General features: G+C 61.6%; 10 protein-coding genes. 3 read left to right on the forward strand and 7 right to left on the reverse strand.

Going from position 1 to position 15,952, the window contains the following annotated elements:
- Complete coding sequence (locus ACIPLA_RS12690) at positions 1-1,521, forward strand: ArnT family glycosyltransferase (protein WP_401173336.1); 1,521 nt, start codon at positions 1-3, stop codon at positions 1,519-1,521.
- A complete protein-coding gene (locus ACIPLA_RS12695) occupies positions 1,518-2,456 on the forward strand; it encodes an SdiA-regulated domain-containing protein (RefSeq protein ID WP_401173338.1) in 939 nt (312 codons plus the stop codon). Before ACIPLA_RS12690 ends, ACIPLA_RS12695 begins: the two co-directional genes overlap by 4 nt.
- Positions 2,457-2,598: 142 nt before the next feature.
- On the opposite strand, the gene ACIPLA_RS12700 is transcribed toward ACIPLA_RS12695, so the two are convergent.
- The gene (locus ACIPLA_RS12700) at positions 2,599-3,519 is read right to left on the reverse strand and encodes a LysR substrate-binding domain-containing protein (RefSeq protein ID WP_401173340.1); all 921 of its coding nucleotides are present in this window, start codon (positions 3,517-3,519) and stop codon (positions 2,599-2,601) included.
- 130 nt (positions 3,520-3,649) lie between these two features.
- Here ACIPLA_RS12700 and ACIPLA_RS12705 point away from each other — a divergent pair, with 130 nt between their 5' ends.
- Positions 3,650-5,086: an amidase gene (locus tag ACIPLA_RS12705; RefSeq protein ID WP_401173342.1), complete on the forward strand. Its 1,437-nt coding sequence runs from the start codon at positions 3,650-3,652 to the stop codon at positions 5,084-5,086.
- Positions 5,087-5,518: 432 nt separating this feature from the next.
- On the opposite strand, the gene ACIPLA_RS12710 is transcribed toward ACIPLA_RS12705, so the two are convergent.
- Genes ACIPLA_RS12710 through ACIPLA_RS12735 form a run of 6 tightly spaced genes read right to left on the reverse strand, consistent with a single transcriptional unit; the run spans position 5,519 to position 15,707 of the window.
- A complete protein-coding gene (locus ACIPLA_RS12710) occupies positions 5,519-6,334 on the reverse strand; it encodes a YfaP family protein (protein ID WP_401173344.1) in 816 nt (271 codons plus the stop codon).
- A 3-nt stretch (positions 6,335-6,337) separates the two neighbouring features.
- Entirely contained in the window at positions 6,338-7,957 is a 1,620-nt protein-coding gene (locus ACIPLA_RS12715) for a DUF2300 domain-containing protein (RefSeq protein WP_401173345.1), read from the reverse strand.
- Between the two features lies 1 nt (position 7,958).
- Positions 7,959-12,533, reverse strand: a complete 4,575-nt coding sequence (locus tag ACIPLA_RS12720; RefSeq protein WP_401173347.1) for an alpha-2-macroglobulin family protein — start codon at positions 12,531-12,533, stop codon at positions 7,959-7,961.
- Positions 12,530-13,195: a DUF1175 domain-containing protein gene (locus tag ACIPLA_RS12725; RefSeq protein ID WP_256348518.1), complete on the reverse strand. Its 666-nt coding sequence runs from the start codon at positions 13,193-13,195 to the stop codon at positions 12,530-12,532. Before ACIPLA_RS12725 ends, ACIPLA_RS12720 begins: the two co-directional genes overlap by 4 nt.
- On the reverse strand, positions 13,165-14,880 hold the full coding sequence (locus ACIPLA_RS12730; RefSeq protein ID WP_401173350.1) for a DUF2138 domain-containing protein: 1,716 nt from the start codon (positions 14,878-14,880) through the stop codon (positions 13,165-13,167). The genes ACIPLA_RS12725 and ACIPLA_RS12730 overlap by 31 nt, the downstream gene beginning before the upstream one ends.
- A 35-nt stretch (positions 14,881-14,915) precedes the next feature.
- Positions 14,916-15,707: a YfaP family protein gene (locus ACIPLA_RS12735; protein ID WP_401173351.1), complete on the reverse strand. Its 792-nt coding sequence runs from the start codon at positions 15,705-15,707 to the stop codon at positions 14,916-14,918.
- Between the last annotated feature and the right edge of the window lie 245 nt (positions 15,708-15,952).

Here is a 15,952-nt window from a genome sequence, read left to right on the forward strand (position 1 = left end):
ATGCGCAAAACCCTGTCGCCCGGGATCGAATGCCTGGGCCTGATGCTGCTCGCCTTGCTGTTGATCGGCGCCGGGCTGGGGCTGCGTCAACCGCAGAATGTGGACGAAGAACGTTTCCTCGGCGTGGCCCTGGAAATGCTGCACAACGGCGCGTGGTTCATCCCCCACCGCGCCGCGGAGATATACGGCGATAAGCCGCCGATCTTTATGTGGACGGTGGCGTTCTTCGCGTGGCTCACCGGCCTGCCCGCCCTCGCCCTCTATATTCCGGGGCTTTTGTCGGCCGCCACGGTCACGGCCATCGTCTACGATCTGGGTCGCAGATTATGGAATCAGCGCATCGGTCGGACGGCGGCGCTCTTGTACCTGGCCACGTATCAGACTTACAGCATCTTGCGAACCGGGCAGATCGACAGCTTTTTGATTCTGTTCACGTCGCTGGGCTTGTACGGGCTGGCGCGACATCTGCTGCTTGGGCCGGCGTGGCGTTGGTTCTATGTGGGCTGCGCCGCCATGGGCATAGGCGTGATCACCAAAGGGGTCGGCTTCGTCCCGGTCCTGATGCTGATTCCGTATGCCTACGCGGTGCGCAAAAACTGGTCCGGTGTGGTGGCCATGCCGGGCGAAGCGCGCAAGTGGTTCCTGGGCTTTTTGGTTGCGCTCGGCGCCATCGCCATCTGGCTGCTGCCCTTGGCGCTTTCCATTGTGCTCAATGGCACTGCGGATGAAATCGCCTACGCGCGAGAAATCCTGCTGCGCCAGACGGCGGCACGCTATGCCGCCGCGTGGGACCACCGCGAACCGTTCTGGTATTTCTTCGTCAACGTGATCCCGCAATACTGGCTGCCGTTGGTGCTGGCCCTGCCTTGGCTGGTGCCGGCCTGGCGCCGGCAACTGCGCAAACACGACGGTCGAGTGCTAGTGCTGCTGGGCTGGGTCGTGCTGGTGGTGTTGTTCTTCTGCCTGAGCAGCGGCAAGCGCAAGTTGTACATCTATCCGGCGCTGCCAGGGCTGGTGCTGGTGGCCGCGCCGCTGATTCCATGGCTGCTCAAGCGCTGGTTCGGTAAACGCCCGCGCGGTCGGCGAATATTCCAGGCGCTGGTGGTGACCTGGTTTGTTCTGTGGTTCGCCCGCGGTTTCGTCGAGCCGATCAAGGAAGGTCCCAACCCCCATGAAGCGATTATGGCGCAGGCGGCAACCATGACCCACGGCGCTGACCTGGTGCTGGTCAACTGGCGCGAGGGCCACTGGTTATTCGCCCGGCAGCCGATCGTGCATTTCGGCGTTAGAAACTCCTCGGTCGAACAAGCGGCACAGTGGCTGCGCGACCACCGTGAGGCGTACGCCCTAGTGCCGGACGGAGTGTTGAGCCAGTGTTTCAATCCTGAAGCCGCCCATGCGCTGGGCGAAACGTCTCGTGCGCAGTGGTCGATCGTAGGCGCCGATGCCGATAACGGCCGTTGCCATCCCGGACAGCCACCCAAGGTCTATCGCTTCAGCTGGGACAAGGAAAAGTCATGAGAAAGGCATGGAAGCCGGGAATATTTTTCATTGTTGTATTGCTTGGCGCCTACGCGGTTTCGGTACATTTTATGGTCCACCGGCAGCTGTATGCGCACTGGCAAAACCTCTGGCACGGCAATCAGGCGCCGGACAAAAACATCTGGCTGCCGGACTATAAGGCCGTGATCCAGGCCAAGCCTATTGCGAGCGTCACCGATTTGTCCGGCATCACCTATGACCCGGACCGGGATCGTCTGTTGGGGATCACCAATAGTTCTTCCATGGCGATTGTCACGCTGAGCCGTAACGGCGATCTGCTTGAACGTTATCCGCTGATCGGGTTCCAGGACACGGAAGGCATTGCTTACTTGGGTAAGGGGCGAGTGGTGATCGCCGATGAAGTGTTGCAGCGACTGTACGTCGTCACTTTGCCGAGTACCCCTGGCCCTATCCATGCGCAAAACGCACCGTTTCTCGCCATCGAGATCAACCTGAGCGAACACAACAAGGGCTTTGAAGGCGTGACATATGATCCGGTCAATGATCGCGTCTTCGCGATCAAGGAACGCGACCCGCGGCAGCTGTATTCGGTCACGGGCATGCTCGCGTCCATCGACGGCTCGTGGCAGGTCCGCATCAAGGACTTGACGAACTGGATCGACCGCAGCGTCTTCGGCATGGACCTTTCCGAGGGTTACTACGATCCTCGGACCGGTCACTTGCTGCTGCTGAGCGAGCAGTCCTCCAACCTGACCGAACTCGATCAGGACGGAATTTTCGTCAGCATCCGCTCCTTGCTCGGTTTGACGGATGACCTCGAAAAAACCATACCGCAAGCCGAAGGCATGACCATGGACGCCGATGGCGAGCTTTACATTGTGAGCGAGCCCAATCTGTTTTATCGGTTCAGTAAATCGAAGGCCGCTGTGGCGGAGAGTCAGCAGAAGCATTAGATGGACTGGCCTCATCGCGAGCAGGCTCGCTCCCACAGGGGATCTGCTATGAATCCATTTTTTGCGATCGCCGCAGATCAAATGTGGGAGCGAGCCTGCTCGCGATGAGGCCCGCAAGAACACCCTCCTGTTTCCGGTTAAATCACACCGAATCAGGCCCAGCTTCAGCCGCCGCCATGTGCGCCTTCAAAAACCCGATAAACGCCGTCACCTTGGGTGATGGCAAATGCTCCCGAGCTGTCACCGCATTCAGGTCCTGTGGCGGCCCGATCCATTCCGGCAGCACCCGGCGCAGTCTTCCCGCGTCCACATCGGCCTGCATGCTTTGATCCATGCCCAGGCTCAACCCTTCGCCGGCACACAATGCATCTTTTAGCAGGGCAGGATCATTGGCAATGATGGTCGGCTCAACCCGATAACTGCGCATTTTGGCGCCAGCCTTGCGCAACGGCCAAACGTAACCCACATCGCGACGAGCCTGATGCAGCACCAATGTGCGGTGTTGAAGCAGTTCGTCCGGCGTCGCCGGCAGGCCGTGGCGCTCGATGTACTCAGGCGCGGCGTAGATGCCCGTGGCGTAACTCGCCAGGCGGCGGGCGACCAGACTGGAATCCGGCAAGGCGCCGAGGCGCAGCGCCACATCAACCTCCTCGCCGACCAGATCCAATGGCACGTGGGACGCCAGAATCTCCAGTCTGATGTGCGGGTACGCCTGACGAAAACCGGCCACCAACGGTGAAAACCAACTGACCCCAAACGAGTACGGCACCGTCACCCGCAGCCAGCCGCGCGGATCATCGCGCAGTTGATGCACTGCCAGCTCGGCGTGTTCCAGGGTGGTGGCGATGTCCTTGCACTGATCAAAGTAAACCGCCCCCGCCTCGGTCAGGCTCAACTGGCGCGTGGTACGGCGCAACAACTGCACACCGATGGCCTGTTCCAACTCGCGCACGCGGCGGCTGACGGTCGTCTTCGGAATCTGCAAGGCATGGGCGGCGGCGGTGAAACTGCCCAACCTCACCACGCGCACAAACACCAGCGTGTCATTCAAGTCCCGGATCATTCGAGCCACCTGCGAGGGAAAATCAAGATGGCCCAATTGTGCCACTGACGGCACATTTCATACCGCTTTTATGGGCTAATCAGCGCCGCGGGCGGCACCTATCATCGGGGCTCTCAACTGGAGAACTCCCATGAATCTGAACGAATATGTAACCTACGACGGTATCGGTCTCGCGCAATTGGTGGCGACTGGCGAAGTCACGTCGGCTGAACTGGCGGAGCTGGCCATTGCCGCCGTGCAACAGGTCAACCCGCAAATCAACGCGGTCATTGAACACTGGTCGCCCACTGTCACCGAGGGCACGGGGCCGCTGGCCGGAGTGCCCTTCCTGATCAAGGACCTGGCGATTACCTCGGCCGGCCGCCGCGTTGAGCTGGGCAGCCGATTGGCCCAAGGCCTGGTGGCCGAGTCGGATTCGTACCTGATGCAACGCTTCAACGCCGCCGGCCTCGCCACCCTCGGACGCACCACCACCCCGGAAATGGCCTTTAGCACCGAGACCGAATCCGTGCTCCAGGGCCCGACCCGTAACCCGTGGGACACTCGGCTGTCGGCCGGCGGTTCGAGCGGTGGTTCGGGTGCCGCGGTCGCTGCCGGCATCGTGCCGATTGCCCATGCCACTGACGCTGCGGGTTCGATCCGCGTACCGGCATCTTACAACGGGCTGGTCGGGCTGAAACCGACTCGCGGCAGAGCCTCGAACGGCCCGGCGCTCGATGAGGTATTTGCCGGTTTCGGCGTACAACTCGGTCTGTCGAGAACCGTCCGCGACAGCGCGGCGTTGATGGACATCGTCCAGGGCTATGCGCCGGGCGATCCTTACTACACCGCCGCACCGGCCGAAGGTTTTCTGGCGCAGGTGGGACGCGATCCAGGACGATTGCGCATCGGCCTGCTCGACACACCGTGGAACGGCGCCGCACTGGATCCCGAGATTGCTGAGGCCACCTTGGCCGTGGCCCGCGAACTGGAAGCGCTCGGTCATCGCGTGGAACGAGTGACCGCACCACTCGGTACGTCGTGGGATTCATTCGTCCAGGCCAACGCCCACATCTGGTGTGCCACCCTCGTGCGCTGGATCGACGGGCTCGCCGCCACCACTTCACGGCCCATCGACCTGAGTACCCTGGAGCCCGCCACCCTCGCCTGCTACGCCTATGGCCTACAGGCCCGCGCCGTGGAGTTCGCCGGCGCGCTGGAAGTGCGTAACCTCATCGCCCGCAGCGTGGCCGGTTGGTTCGACGACTTCGACGTACTGCTGACGCCGACCCTGCCGCGCCTGCCCCACGCCCTCAACACCTACAGCCGTGGAGCGCAAACCATGGACGGTTTGCAATGGACTGCGCGGGTCTTCGAGCACTCACCGTTCACACCGGTGTTCAATGTGGCGGGGACGCCGGCGATGTCGTTGCCGCTGGCCATGTCCCGCCAGCAGGATTTGCCCATCGGCCTGCAATTTGCCGCGCGATTCGGGGCTGAGGAGGTGTTGTTGCGGTTGGCCGGGCAGTTGGAGCAGGCGCTGCCGTGGCATGAGCGCAAGCCGCAGATTTGGGTCGGCGATAACTGAGTCAATGCCCCGACAACGACAGAGGTGACGGCTGTAGATGTCGATTAAACATTGTCTGTTTATCAGTCTGTGGGTTTTGTAGTGGATGGGACGGCCTCTTCGCGAGCAAGCCCGCTCCCACATTTAATCGGTGCTGATCACAAATTTCGTGATCACAGTAGATCCAGTGTGGGAGCGGGCTTGCTCGCGAAGAGGCCCGCAAGAACACCCTCAAAAAGGCAATCCGATATACGCAGTCCGTTTGCCAATGCCTGTCAGTTAACAGCCGACGCACTCCCTGTAGCAGCTGGCGAAGCCTGCGTTCAGCTGCGAAGCAGTCGTAAAATCAGGCAAACGGTACTTTCAGGTGGGACCGTGTACACCGATTTGCGAGGACTTCGTCCTCGAACGCAGCCTCGCGGGCTCGGCAGCTGCTACAGATTGGACTGCTACTCACGGATAACTAAACCCCTTAACCAACGTCAACTCCCCCACCGCCCGCATCGGCACCAGGAACGTTTCCATCTTCTCGTTCGGCGTCCCCTCCTCGGTAATCACCGTAATCTGCGCCATGGTCAGCGGCTGGACCGCATCCTCCTGCCCCTCCTCATCACTGCGATACCCGCCACCGTAGTAGTTCACGTAGACCAGGTATTGCCCCTTGATCGGCGCCGGCATGGCGAAGATTTCCGGGCCGTAGCCGGTGGTGACGTCGACGTCGAGTGCGCCGCCGTTGGCCGCGACGCGGTCGCCGTACCAGATGTGGCCACCATCAGGCGTGACGACATGCAGGTCGAGGTCGGTGCCGTCGCTGTCCCAGGCCAGCAGCACTCGCAACTTGGCCGGGGTGGCGCCGCCGCTGGTGTTGAGGAACTGGGTACGGTGGCGTTGTTGACCATCAGGGCTGCGGACTTCAACGCTGTTGCTGCCGTTGGGGAATGAGAACGGACGGTCGAAGCGGCCGGCGGGGTCGAGCTTCAGTGGCATGCTGACACCGTTGACGATCAGCTTGCCTGGCTCATTGCCCTTGGGCGTCGCGTTGATCTGGCCAGTGATACGCGCGGTATTGGCTTGCCCCACTGGTGTGTTCACCGAGGACGCCGGGTAATTAACCGTCTGACGAAAGTTTTCACCTTCGCCTTCGGGCGCACCCGTGCGCCAGCCGCCGATGGGGGTGTCGATTTTGACCGCGCTATTGGCAGCGAACGTGGTCGGCCATACGCAAAAGGAACATAGGAACAGGAGGACCTGTGGGTAACGGAGTTTCATGGCCTATTCCAGCAAGAGGTGGCGGGCGAGCCCTTCGATGTAGGTTTCATCCTGGCCGTTGGGGTGTGCTTCGAAGGCCAGGTGCAGGTATTCGTGAGTCAGGTCGAGGCGGTCTTGCAGCGACAGCACGCCGCGCACGTAAATGCGCTGGCGTTCGCGGTCGACAAAAGGACGGCCGAAGGCCAGGCGGCAGACGGCGAAGGTGTTGACTTCGTTGTAGCCAACCTCGCTTTCCAGCCGTGGTCGCCAGCCGCGGCGTTGTTTCTGCAGCCAGTCTTGCGCGGCGGGCAATGCATCGCAGGAAGCCACTGGATTGTCCCAGCGGCTGAGGCTGGCGCGCGGGTAAGCGTGCAGCAGGATGGCGTCATAGCGTTGACCGGCATTGGCCTGTTCGACGGCTTGCAGCCAGGAGAGCTTGTCCGGCCCCGGTTGGTCGGAGTGATAGGTGACGTTGCTGCCGGCGAGGACCAGATCGCTGGTCCACGCGGCGATGTTGCGTGATTCGGTCGCGGCCGGGCGTGGGGCGACGCGCTGTCGGCTGCTGCTGTCGTCGATGCTCAGGCAGTCGCCGTTGCGGGTGGCGTTTTGCAGCAGGTAGGTGCGGATCGCGACGCTCAGGGCTTTGGCGGCTTCGGCGGGTTCCGGTCTGGCTTCGCGCTGCAGGACGCGGGCGACGTATTCTTCGCGATCCAGGCGGGCGACGAGTTTGTCTTTGAGCAAGAACAACTCACCGTCGCTGTGGATATCGAGTTGATTGCCGTTGGCGAACTCGACGCGATAGTCGCCTTGCAAAGACCCGGGCGCTAACACGCGATCTCCCGACAGCACACGTTTCAGCGGATAACGCGCGAACAGTCCAACCTCGACGCACTTACCCGCCTCGGCGGGCCATGACGAGGGCAACACCGTTGCCAACGCCGGACCATAAGCGCGCAAGACCATTTGACTGGTACCGCGCCCACCGGCCCAGATCGGCGTGCCGTCCGCCGTCCAGCCAGCGAACCCGCCCTGACGCGACGAAGGATCCTGATCCCCCAACCAGCTCCAGGTTTTCACCCGCAACCGGCCGCCAAGCTCACCGACGACATTGCCGTCAGCGGCATTCAGCACCACATCGAGCAACACCCACCGCGCCTGATCCTGCGCCGGCATCACGGCCAATACCTTCAGCAACTCAGCCACCGAAACCCGGGTCTGCGGTTGCAACGACGGCAAGTCCAGCAGCCACTTCGGTGCTTGTCTCGCCTGCCAATACTCGCGCCATTCAGCACCGGCAATGCCCAGGCGCGCAGGCTCAAAGTACAACCCACAAGACTTCACCAACGCCTGATCGCGCTCAATCCTGCCGCCCGCCGTGCAGCAATACACTTCTTCCTTCGATTGCCCGCGACACTCATATGCCGGCTCACGCGCGCCGGTGTCCACCAGCCAGCCGTAGACAAACAGCTTCCACAAACTGCCCAGCGGCGTCTGCAGATCAGCAGGCAATGGCTCACGCGAGATCACCTGAGTCTGGCTCAACGAAAGCAATTCATCCTTGAAGCCCAGTCGCAACGGCTCGTCCTGCGCTGTCGCCAGCGCAGGGATCAAACACAACAGCCACCAGACCAAACGCCGGGTCATGTCAGTTGACCGTGACCTGGCCGAGCGCCTGCTTCTGTTCCTGAGCCTGGTTCTGCGGTGCGTAAACCTGAGTGAAACGCACCGGCGGCAGGTTGAACTGACCTTTTTGCGAGAAGCGCACCAGATGACGCAGGCGCAATTCACCGCTCAAGGCATCCACCGGAACCGCATAAGCCATTTGCCCCGGTTCGAAACGCGCCTTCTCCAGCGAAGTCGGCTCGGTGCCGGCCTTGCCCATCAGCTTGATGCCCCACGTGGTGCGCTCGACGTCCGCACCCGGCGGCAGCGGCACTTCGAGCATGCCGTAGCGCAGCGGTTTCGCGGTTTTGCTGGTGATGATCACTTCGTCCAGGTACAGGCTGTCGCTGGACAATGGCTTGGTCCCGACCGCTTCGAGTTTGAATTCGAACGCTTCGTCACCCGGCACCAGGCGCGACAGGCGACGGGTGATGGTCACGGCCATCGGGGTCACTGGCGGTTTCTGGGTCTGATAGCTCAGCGCGGCACGCAGCGGGCGTTCTTGCGTCCCGCTCAGCGACAACGTTGCAGGCACGGTTGCAGCGCCTTGCCATGTCCAATACATCTCACCGGTATCACCGTACTTTTTCTTCCAGCCTTCGCCCGGTGCCAGTGCGATGGTGGGCGAGGCCTGTTCGATGCTGCGTTGCAGCCAGGTCAGCGCCAAGGCGCGTTCCAGGGTCGATTGCTGCGGCAACAGGCGTTGCAACAGCGCTTGCGCATGCGCCTGATCGAAGGCTTGCAGCGACAGGTTCAACGCTTCGACAAACGGCTGGGAACTGGCGGCCACTTGTTGCTGCGCTGCCTCCAGTTGACCATTGAAAGCCTCCGGCAGATTGACCTTGGCCTGACGCGCCAACGATGCGGTCAACAGCCGAGCACTGGCCAGCCCCAATGCCGAATCCGGATCGCTCATGACGAGGCTCTCTTCGCCATCGTCCATCACGCTCGCCGCATGCCCTTCGCCGGCCTTCACCAAGTCGTCGATCAAACCACTGAGCAACGTGTTCACTGGCAATTGCATCTGCTTGGCAAACGATAGAATCAACGCCCGCTGCAACAGCGGCGTGTTCTGCGACTGCTTGGCGTACACCTCCAGCACCCGCTGCCAATGCTCCGGCGGCAGGCTCAGTTCCAGCGCTTTGCTGGCGTGCCAGTCGGCGTAATAGGCATACGCGGTGAGGAACGCATCCGGCTCACCGTCAAAGCCCCACCAGGTGAAGCTCGCCGACGGGCCGGCCATTTGCACCAGCCGCAGACGGCTGTTCTGCATGATCAAACGCAAGCGATCACGGATCTGCGGGTTCGACGACAAGGTTGGATAAGCGATGCTCAACGGCAGCAAACGGCTGGCGGTTTGCTCGACGCCGCCGTACGGATAACTCAGCAAATCATCGAGCGCCGAACGGAACAGCGCTTGCGGGCTGTCATCCAGACGCAGGCGAATATCCGTGGCGTCTGCGGGCAAGGTCAACGGCGTATCACCGCTGGCCACGTCCAGGCTTTGGCTTTGCGTTACCTGCCAGCCTTCGCCGGTCGCGGTCAGGCGCACGGCCAGGGCATCAGCGGTTTTGCCGTCCTGCACCAGTTCGGCGGTCCACTCGCCATTGGCCACTGTGAACGCGGGCAAGGCGATGTAGTTGATGCCGTTGTTCAACGTGACCGGGACACGTTGCTCGGCGCCCGCGTAATGAATCACCAGCTCAGCCTTGACCGGTTTCTCGGCCTGACTGAACGCGAACACACCGAGATCCGGTTTGTCGCCGTTGCGGAACTTGGTCGGGCCGCTCCACTTCAGGTACAGCGGTTTTTCCGAGCGTACGAACTGCTTCTTCTGCCCGACCTGACCGTCATCGGCGATGGCGCGGGCGGTGATGCGCCAGCGCGTCAGCGAGTCCGGCATCTTGAAGGTAAAGCGGGTTTTACCATTCGCATCGGTGATCAATTCAGGCTGCCACGCAGCGGTGTCGACGTCTTCGCGACGCGGCCGCTCCAGCACTTTCACGCCGCGCTCGCTGCGGTTGGCTTTGCCTGGCGCACCTGGGCTGCCCGGCAATGCCACGTCGTAGCTGATGAACGACAAACTGGCGCTGGTGCGCACGTTGTTGCGGCGTGGGTGATAGAAGAACTGGTCGATGGTCGGCGCGACTTCCGGTTGCAGGGCGTAAACCATCTCGTCCACGACACTGACCGTCAGGTGCGCCGGAATGGCTTTGCCGGCGAACTGGGTAGCGAGATCGACAGTGACGGTATCCCCTGGTTGATACGCTTCTTTGTCGGTGGTGATTGCCACATCGATTTGCGGCGCGATCACCTTGATCCCGGCGTTCTGGAAGCTGTACTGACCGCCCTTGGTGTAGAGCACGGAGAAGGTCAGGTTCGGCGCGAAGTTGTCCTTCACCAGAATGCGCGCGCGGTATTGGGTTTCGCTGAGTTTTTCCATCTTCAGCCAATCGCTGCCCTTGGACAGCAGCGCCGTGGCCTCGACCTTGTCGCGTTCCAGCGACAACAGCGCATCGATAATCGGCTCGGGGAAAGTGATCAACGCGAGGGCTTCGTCGCCGGCCTTGTACTCGGGTTTATCGAGGACGATTTCCACGGTGCCGGGCACGGCTTTGACGCCGTCGCCGGTGACCGAATGACCGGTCGCGCCAAGCACGCGGCCGTGATCATCTTTCAACGTCAGGTTGTAAGTGCCCGGACGGTCGAAGGCCAGGGTGAAGCCTTTATCTTTGGCGGCGAGTTTACCTTCGCCAGTGGTCTGATCCTCCAGACGCACCCAGCTGTAGCTGCTCGGGTTGACCGCTTTGCTCTGCTCGCTGCCCCCTTCGTTGGCATAGCTGAAGGCAACCTTGCCGCCCACCGCGCTGAAGCGCTGAGGCGCGCTCAGGCGGAAACTCGCAGCACCGCGATCGATGAGGATTTCCTTGGTGGTCTTGACCCGATACGCCGCGCCATCGCTGGCGAACACGGTGAGCATGTAGCGGCTCGGTTTCTCAGCGGCGGGCAGGTCGAGGCTGGCGTTGCCCTTGGAATCAGTGGTCAGTTCGGCGCTGGTCAGTTCCACCGGGAATTGCCCGAGGTATTGCAGCTCGTTATCGACCATCGACAGTTGTTGGGCACGCAGGCTAAGGCTCAACTTGGCGTTGGCCACCGGTTTGCCATCCGGGTACAACAGCACCAGACTGCCCTTCACCGGTTCGCCGGTGCGGTAATCCTGCTTGGCCAGGTTCATGGAAATTTCGAAGTGCGGCTTGATGTATTCAGCGACGCGGAAGGCGCTGCTGTAGGCCTGATCCTTGTAGCTGAAACGCAGCTCATAGCCGCCTGCCACGGCGTTGTCCGGCAACTGGAAACGGCCCTGAGTACCGGCCTTGGAATCAAGCTTCAGCGCCAACGATTGCAGCGCCGTACCCGTAGCATCGAGCACAGTCACATTCACGTCGGCAGCAGTCGGTGCCACGGAATCCCGCGCATTCTTGAACTCGCGGCCGACGATTTTCAGCGACACCCAATCCCCCGGCCGATATAGAGGCCGGTCGGTGAACGCATAGAGTTTGGTGTCGTAGATTTCGCTGTCGTAATAGAAGTTCTCGGAGACGAACACCCCGCCCTCTTCGTCCTCGCCGATCACGAACGAACGCTCCGGGCTGACGTGTTTCAGACGCAGCAAACCATCGGTGTCGGTTGCGCCGCTGCTCATCACGCCCAGGCCGTCGGTCCACAGCACATTGACCTTGGGCACCGAACTGCCTTCGTGTTTGCGCGCGGCCCACACCAGCAATTCATCGCCAGCAATCTTGCTCACGGCCACGGTGTTGGAGACGAAAACCATGGTGGTCGCGCGGTATTTGCCGACCAGCGCTTCCACCAGATACAGGCCTGGCTTCAGGTTGCCCAACGGGATGTACACATTGCCCGGCGAGACACTGACGAACTCGCTGGAAGAACCGGCCAGGTTCACGCCTTCAGGCGGCTGGATCGGTTTGGCTTGCCACAGCGGATAACGGAATTGACTGACCACCGGCAGGCCTGGAATCAAGGCGAATTGCGGCTGAGCGTCGTAGGGCGTTGGCGCGGCGATGGCGGTGCCCATCTTCAGTTCCGGCACTTCCTCGGTGACTTGTTTACGCGACTCGTAGGAAAACGCCCGCTGCATCACCCGACGGGATTTGCGGTACCAGTTGTCCCACAGGTACGCGAGGGTGTTCGACAGGCCTTCGCCCTTGAACTGGCCGTCACTGACCACGCGGTGCAGGTTCTTCTGGCGCTTGAGGAAATCCAGCGGCTTGTCGATGCGATACACGCGAATGTCCGCGCCGCCGTAAGGTTCCATGCGGAACCGGCGGTAATCGCGGCCCGGCGCTTCAAGACGAACCATCGCCTGTTCGTCGCTGGCGAAACTGCTGTCGGCCAGCAGGAAAAAACTTTCACCGGCCACCGGCGTGTAGCCGCTTGGCTCAACGGTGTCTTCGGCGTTGACCGTGGCTAAAGGCGCCAGAAGGGCCAGCAACAGTGGAATTCGAGAGCAAATGCGCAGCATGCGGGCACCAATCATTGGGAGAGGAAGTTCAGTCGATAGACGCCGATGAAGTTGGGGTTGGCTGCGTCGGGTATCCATCGGGTGTCCTTCCATGTCATGAGTTGTTGCAGGCTTGCGGAGCGCATGCCGTTGTCAGTGGGGGTGGTAGTGCCGGTGTGATAGGCGATGAAGCGGCCCATCCAGATCATCAGGTGCTGGTCGTCGCCCTGATCGAAAAACATCAAGTCGCCGGGTCGGGCCTGGGCCAGATCACGGCCAACCAAATGGCTGTTGAACTGGATCAGTTTGATCGCGTTGACGTAAGGCCCGACCTTGCCACCGCCCTGCTGCCATTGCTGGGCAAGGCTGCGTTGGGCATCGCTCAGTTGCAGTTCGGGCGGCAGGTAGCGATTGGACAAGCCATTGCTGCGCAGCCATTTGTCGTCATGGACTTTCAGCGCTTCGTTGGCGGCAAACCGCACCAGCCCGGCGCAGTCCTGCTGATACCAGCGCGGGCTCGGGCCTTGGGTCAGTTGTTCCTGGGCGATGCGCACGAACCAGGCGCGGAATACCTGGGATTGCTGCGGGTCGAGCGCTGCGGCTTCGCTGGCAAAGGTGCGAGTCCCCAGCAGCAACGCCAGCAGGCCGAGGCCTCGGATAAGTGCTGTCACAGGGCTTTCCACTCCAGCGGCAGCCATTGCCAGTGGCCGTCGGGCTCGCTGCCTTTAGGCAAGGTCAGGGCATATTTGCCATAGCCGCCGAGGGTGCGCAGTTTCGGGATCAGGTAGGTTTGCGCGGCGTTGTAGAACACCGGCTCCATGTCTTGCGGCAGGCTGTCGAGGGTTTCCTGTTGCATCAGTTGCGCCATGGAGTCCGGGCCGAAATAGATCGGCATCAGCAGGTCTTTCGGCACGACGTCAGCCATGGGCGGGAAGCGTTTGTCGAGGGTGCCGAGGGCTTTGTCGACCAGTTTGTCGTCAAGGGAGAACAGCAGCGTCGAACCGTGGCGAGCCAGGCTGACGCGCATAAAGGCTTTGCCGGTGATCGCGTCCGGTTGCTCGGCATCCTTGGCTTTATAGGGGCCGAAATTGGAGCTGACCTGGCGCTGCCACTGATGGGTCTGGCCTTCCTGTTTCTCGACCACCGGGAACGCGTGCTCGGCGACGTTGCCTTCGTAGGCGCCGACCATCGAGCCGAACAAGTTGCCCAGATCGCCGTCGAGCTTGGCGCTGTCATCGTCATTCAGGCTGGCCACCAGCAGCGGCGTGTACAGCCGCGAGTCGGCGTACCAGCACAAGCCGGCGGCACCGGCCATGTGTTCGGTCAGGGCTTGGGCCACGGCGTCGTCGGCACCGAGTTTCACCAGCAGCGGTTTCTGTTGTTCGGCGGCCAGTGGCAAGGTCACGCAGGCGCTGGCGCCCATCGGCATGGCTTGCCAGATCGGTTTGAAGTCGAAGTCTGGCTGGTTTTCCAGTTCATCCATGGCGAGGAAGCTGTGCCAGCCCTTGTCGTCCATGTCGAAACGCAGGCCGGCGAAATTCGGGATGAAGCGCTGGTAACCCATGGCCAGAACGCTGGAGTTGACCGAAAGACGTTGTTTTACCTCAGGCGCGCGGGGTTGCAGGCCGAAGGCTTCGGGGAACAGTTTCTGGCCGCCGAGCAGTGCTTCCAGCGATTCGGTCGAGACCATGCCGGGTTCGTCGACTGGACCGTGGCCGGCGTCATAAAGCTTGGCCGGATTGGACAGCACCACCAGTTTGTCGCCATGAGAGGCGAACAGCAGCGCTTTGCTGTTGTTGTAGGTGAGTTGATAAAGCGGCACCACATCGCCGGCGACCTTGATTTCAGCCAGCTTGCTCAGCTGCGTATCACCCAGCGCCACTTTCGCCAGCGGCTCCAGCACCTTGGCCAGCCCGCCGCGATCCATCACCAACAGGAAATCCTTGAGACGCCCATCCGCACCGCGCCACAGCGCCACGTCCGCCGGTTGATCGAACAGCTGCTCGATCAGGCTGTCCTGCAACTTCAGGTCATGCTCGTAAATGATCCGCCGAAGACTGCCGATCAAACCGAGACGATCGGCGTGGGCCTGGTAATAGAAGACGAAATCTTCGGTCAGGGTTTCCTTGAGAAACGGTACCGCCAGCAGATCCTTGGGCAGTTGGCTCAGGGAATGGGTTTCTAGCAGACCGTCCGGCCGGCTCATGCCCAGTTTGTCACTGGCCAGTTCCGCAGGCGGGGCCTTGGGTTTGTTCAGGAACCACCCCAACCCGCCCGCCACGCCGGCCACCAGGCATAGCCCGAATACCAGCGCCGGCCAGCGACGGGAAGTGTTGGCGGCAGGTGCATCGGCGGCAGCCGGGGAAACAGTGTTATCACTCATGTTCACAAACCCAATTCATCCGTGGTGCGGGATGTTTAATAGTTGAAAGTCTTGACCAGCAGCAGGTCGCCGATCGCTCGCAAAGGCACGATGAAGGTCTCGCGTTTTTCGTCGACGGTGTTTTCGTTGAGCACCAGATTGATTTGCGAGGTGATCACCTCGTTCTGGTTGCTGGTCTCATCGAAGTTATAGCCGCCGCTGCCGAAGTTGCCCCAATAGTTCACGTAAACCAGATAAGTGCCATGCATCGGCGCGGTCATGGTGAACATTTCCGGGCCGGGGCCATCGACCCCGTCCGGGTCCAGGCCGCCGCCTTTGCTCATCGCCGGGCGAGCCCAGAACGCATGCTGGCCGTCGGGCGTAATGATGTGCAGATCGAGTTCGGCCTTGGGATCGTCCCAACCCAGCACCACGCGAATGCGTGCCGGCGTGCGCAGGTTGTTGGCTTCGTAGAATTGAACGCGCTTGAGCGACTTGCCCTCGGAACTGCGCACTTCGACGCTGTTGGACCCGGCGCCGAACGCATACGGCCGGGCGAAACGCCCTTGGTCGTCGGTGTACAAATTAAGGGGATTGCCGTTGACCGCCAGGCTGTGCGGCGGTCGGAGCGTGCCGAGGGCCTTGAGCTGGCCTTCGATCATCGTGCGATTGCGCTGCACGCCCCGGTCGATGGGCGGCGTGGGATAAGCGACTCGCGGATTTTCACTACGGTCCAGCAGGCCGTGATAACGCCAGCCGCCCACCGGTTCCGACAACTCGGCCGCGGGCTCGGCCCATGCCACCTGGGCGCAGACCAGCGTGATCAGCAGTGAAAGAACACAACGCATGTAACGCCTCCTGCCATGCATAACGAAGCCTTGCGCCCGATCCTCGGCGCGTTATTTGAACTGACTGCTGGGAAGGCGCTTGAGTAGCCTCAAATAAGCCTTCGAACTTCAAAACATGATGGGTGCAGACGCCCAATGCCAGTCAGTTAAGCGCAATCCATGTGGGAGCGGGGGTGGGGGGGGCGGGGGGGGGCCCCGCCACAAGTAAGTAGGCCGATAAAACCCGATACGCAGGAAACCCCCAC

Origin of the sequence: Pseudomonas sp. NPDC086112, assembly GCF_044746425.1 — a bacterium.
Taxonomy (GTDB): domain Bacteria; phylum Pseudomonadota; class Gammaproteobacteria; order Pseudomonadales; family Pseudomonadaceae; genus Aquipseudomonas.

Bases quoted from the DNA above. Each gene is read 5' to 3' on its own strand.
- ACIPLA_RS12690 (WP_401173336.1), top strand. From the start codon at position 1: ATGCGCAAAACCCTGTCGCCCGGGATCGAATGCCTGGGCCTGATGCTG.
- ACIPLA_RS12695 (WP_401173338.1), top strand. From the start codon at position 1,518: ATGAGAAAGGCATGGAAGCCGGGAATATTTTTCATTGTTGTATTGCTT.
- ACIPLA_RS12700 (WP_401173340.1), bottom strand. From the start codon at position 3,519: ATGATCCGGGACTTGAATGACACGCTGGTGTTTGTGCGCGTGGTGAGG.
- ACIPLA_RS12705 (WP_401173342.1), top strand. From the start codon at position 3,650: ATGAATCTGAACGAATATGTAACCTACGACGGTATCGGTCTCGCGCAA.
- ACIPLA_RS12710 (WP_401173344.1), bottom strand. From the start codon at position 6,334: ATGAAACTCCGTTACCCACAGGTCCTCCTGTTCCTATGTTCCTTTTGC.
- ACIPLA_RS12715 (WP_401173345.1), bottom strand. From the start codon at position 7,957: ATGACCCGGCGTTTGGTCTGGTGGCTGTTGTGTTTGATCCCTGCGCTG.
- ACIPLA_RS12720 (WP_401173347.1), bottom strand. From the start codon at position 12,533: ATGATTGGTGCCCGCATGCTGCGCATTTGCTCTCGAATTCCACTGTTG.
- ACIPLA_RS12725 (WP_256348518.1), bottom strand. From the start codon at position 13,195: ATGGCTGCCGCTGGAGTGGAAAGCCCTGTGACAGCACTTATCCGAGGC.
- ACIPLA_RS12730 (WP_401173350.1), bottom strand. From the start codon at position 14,880: ATGAGTGATAACACTGTTTCCCCGGCTGCCGCCGATGCACCTGCCGCC.
- ACIPLA_RS12735 (WP_401173351.1), bottom strand. From the start codon at position 15,707: ATGCGTTGTGTTCTTTCACTGCTGATCACGCTGGTCTGCGCCCAGGTG.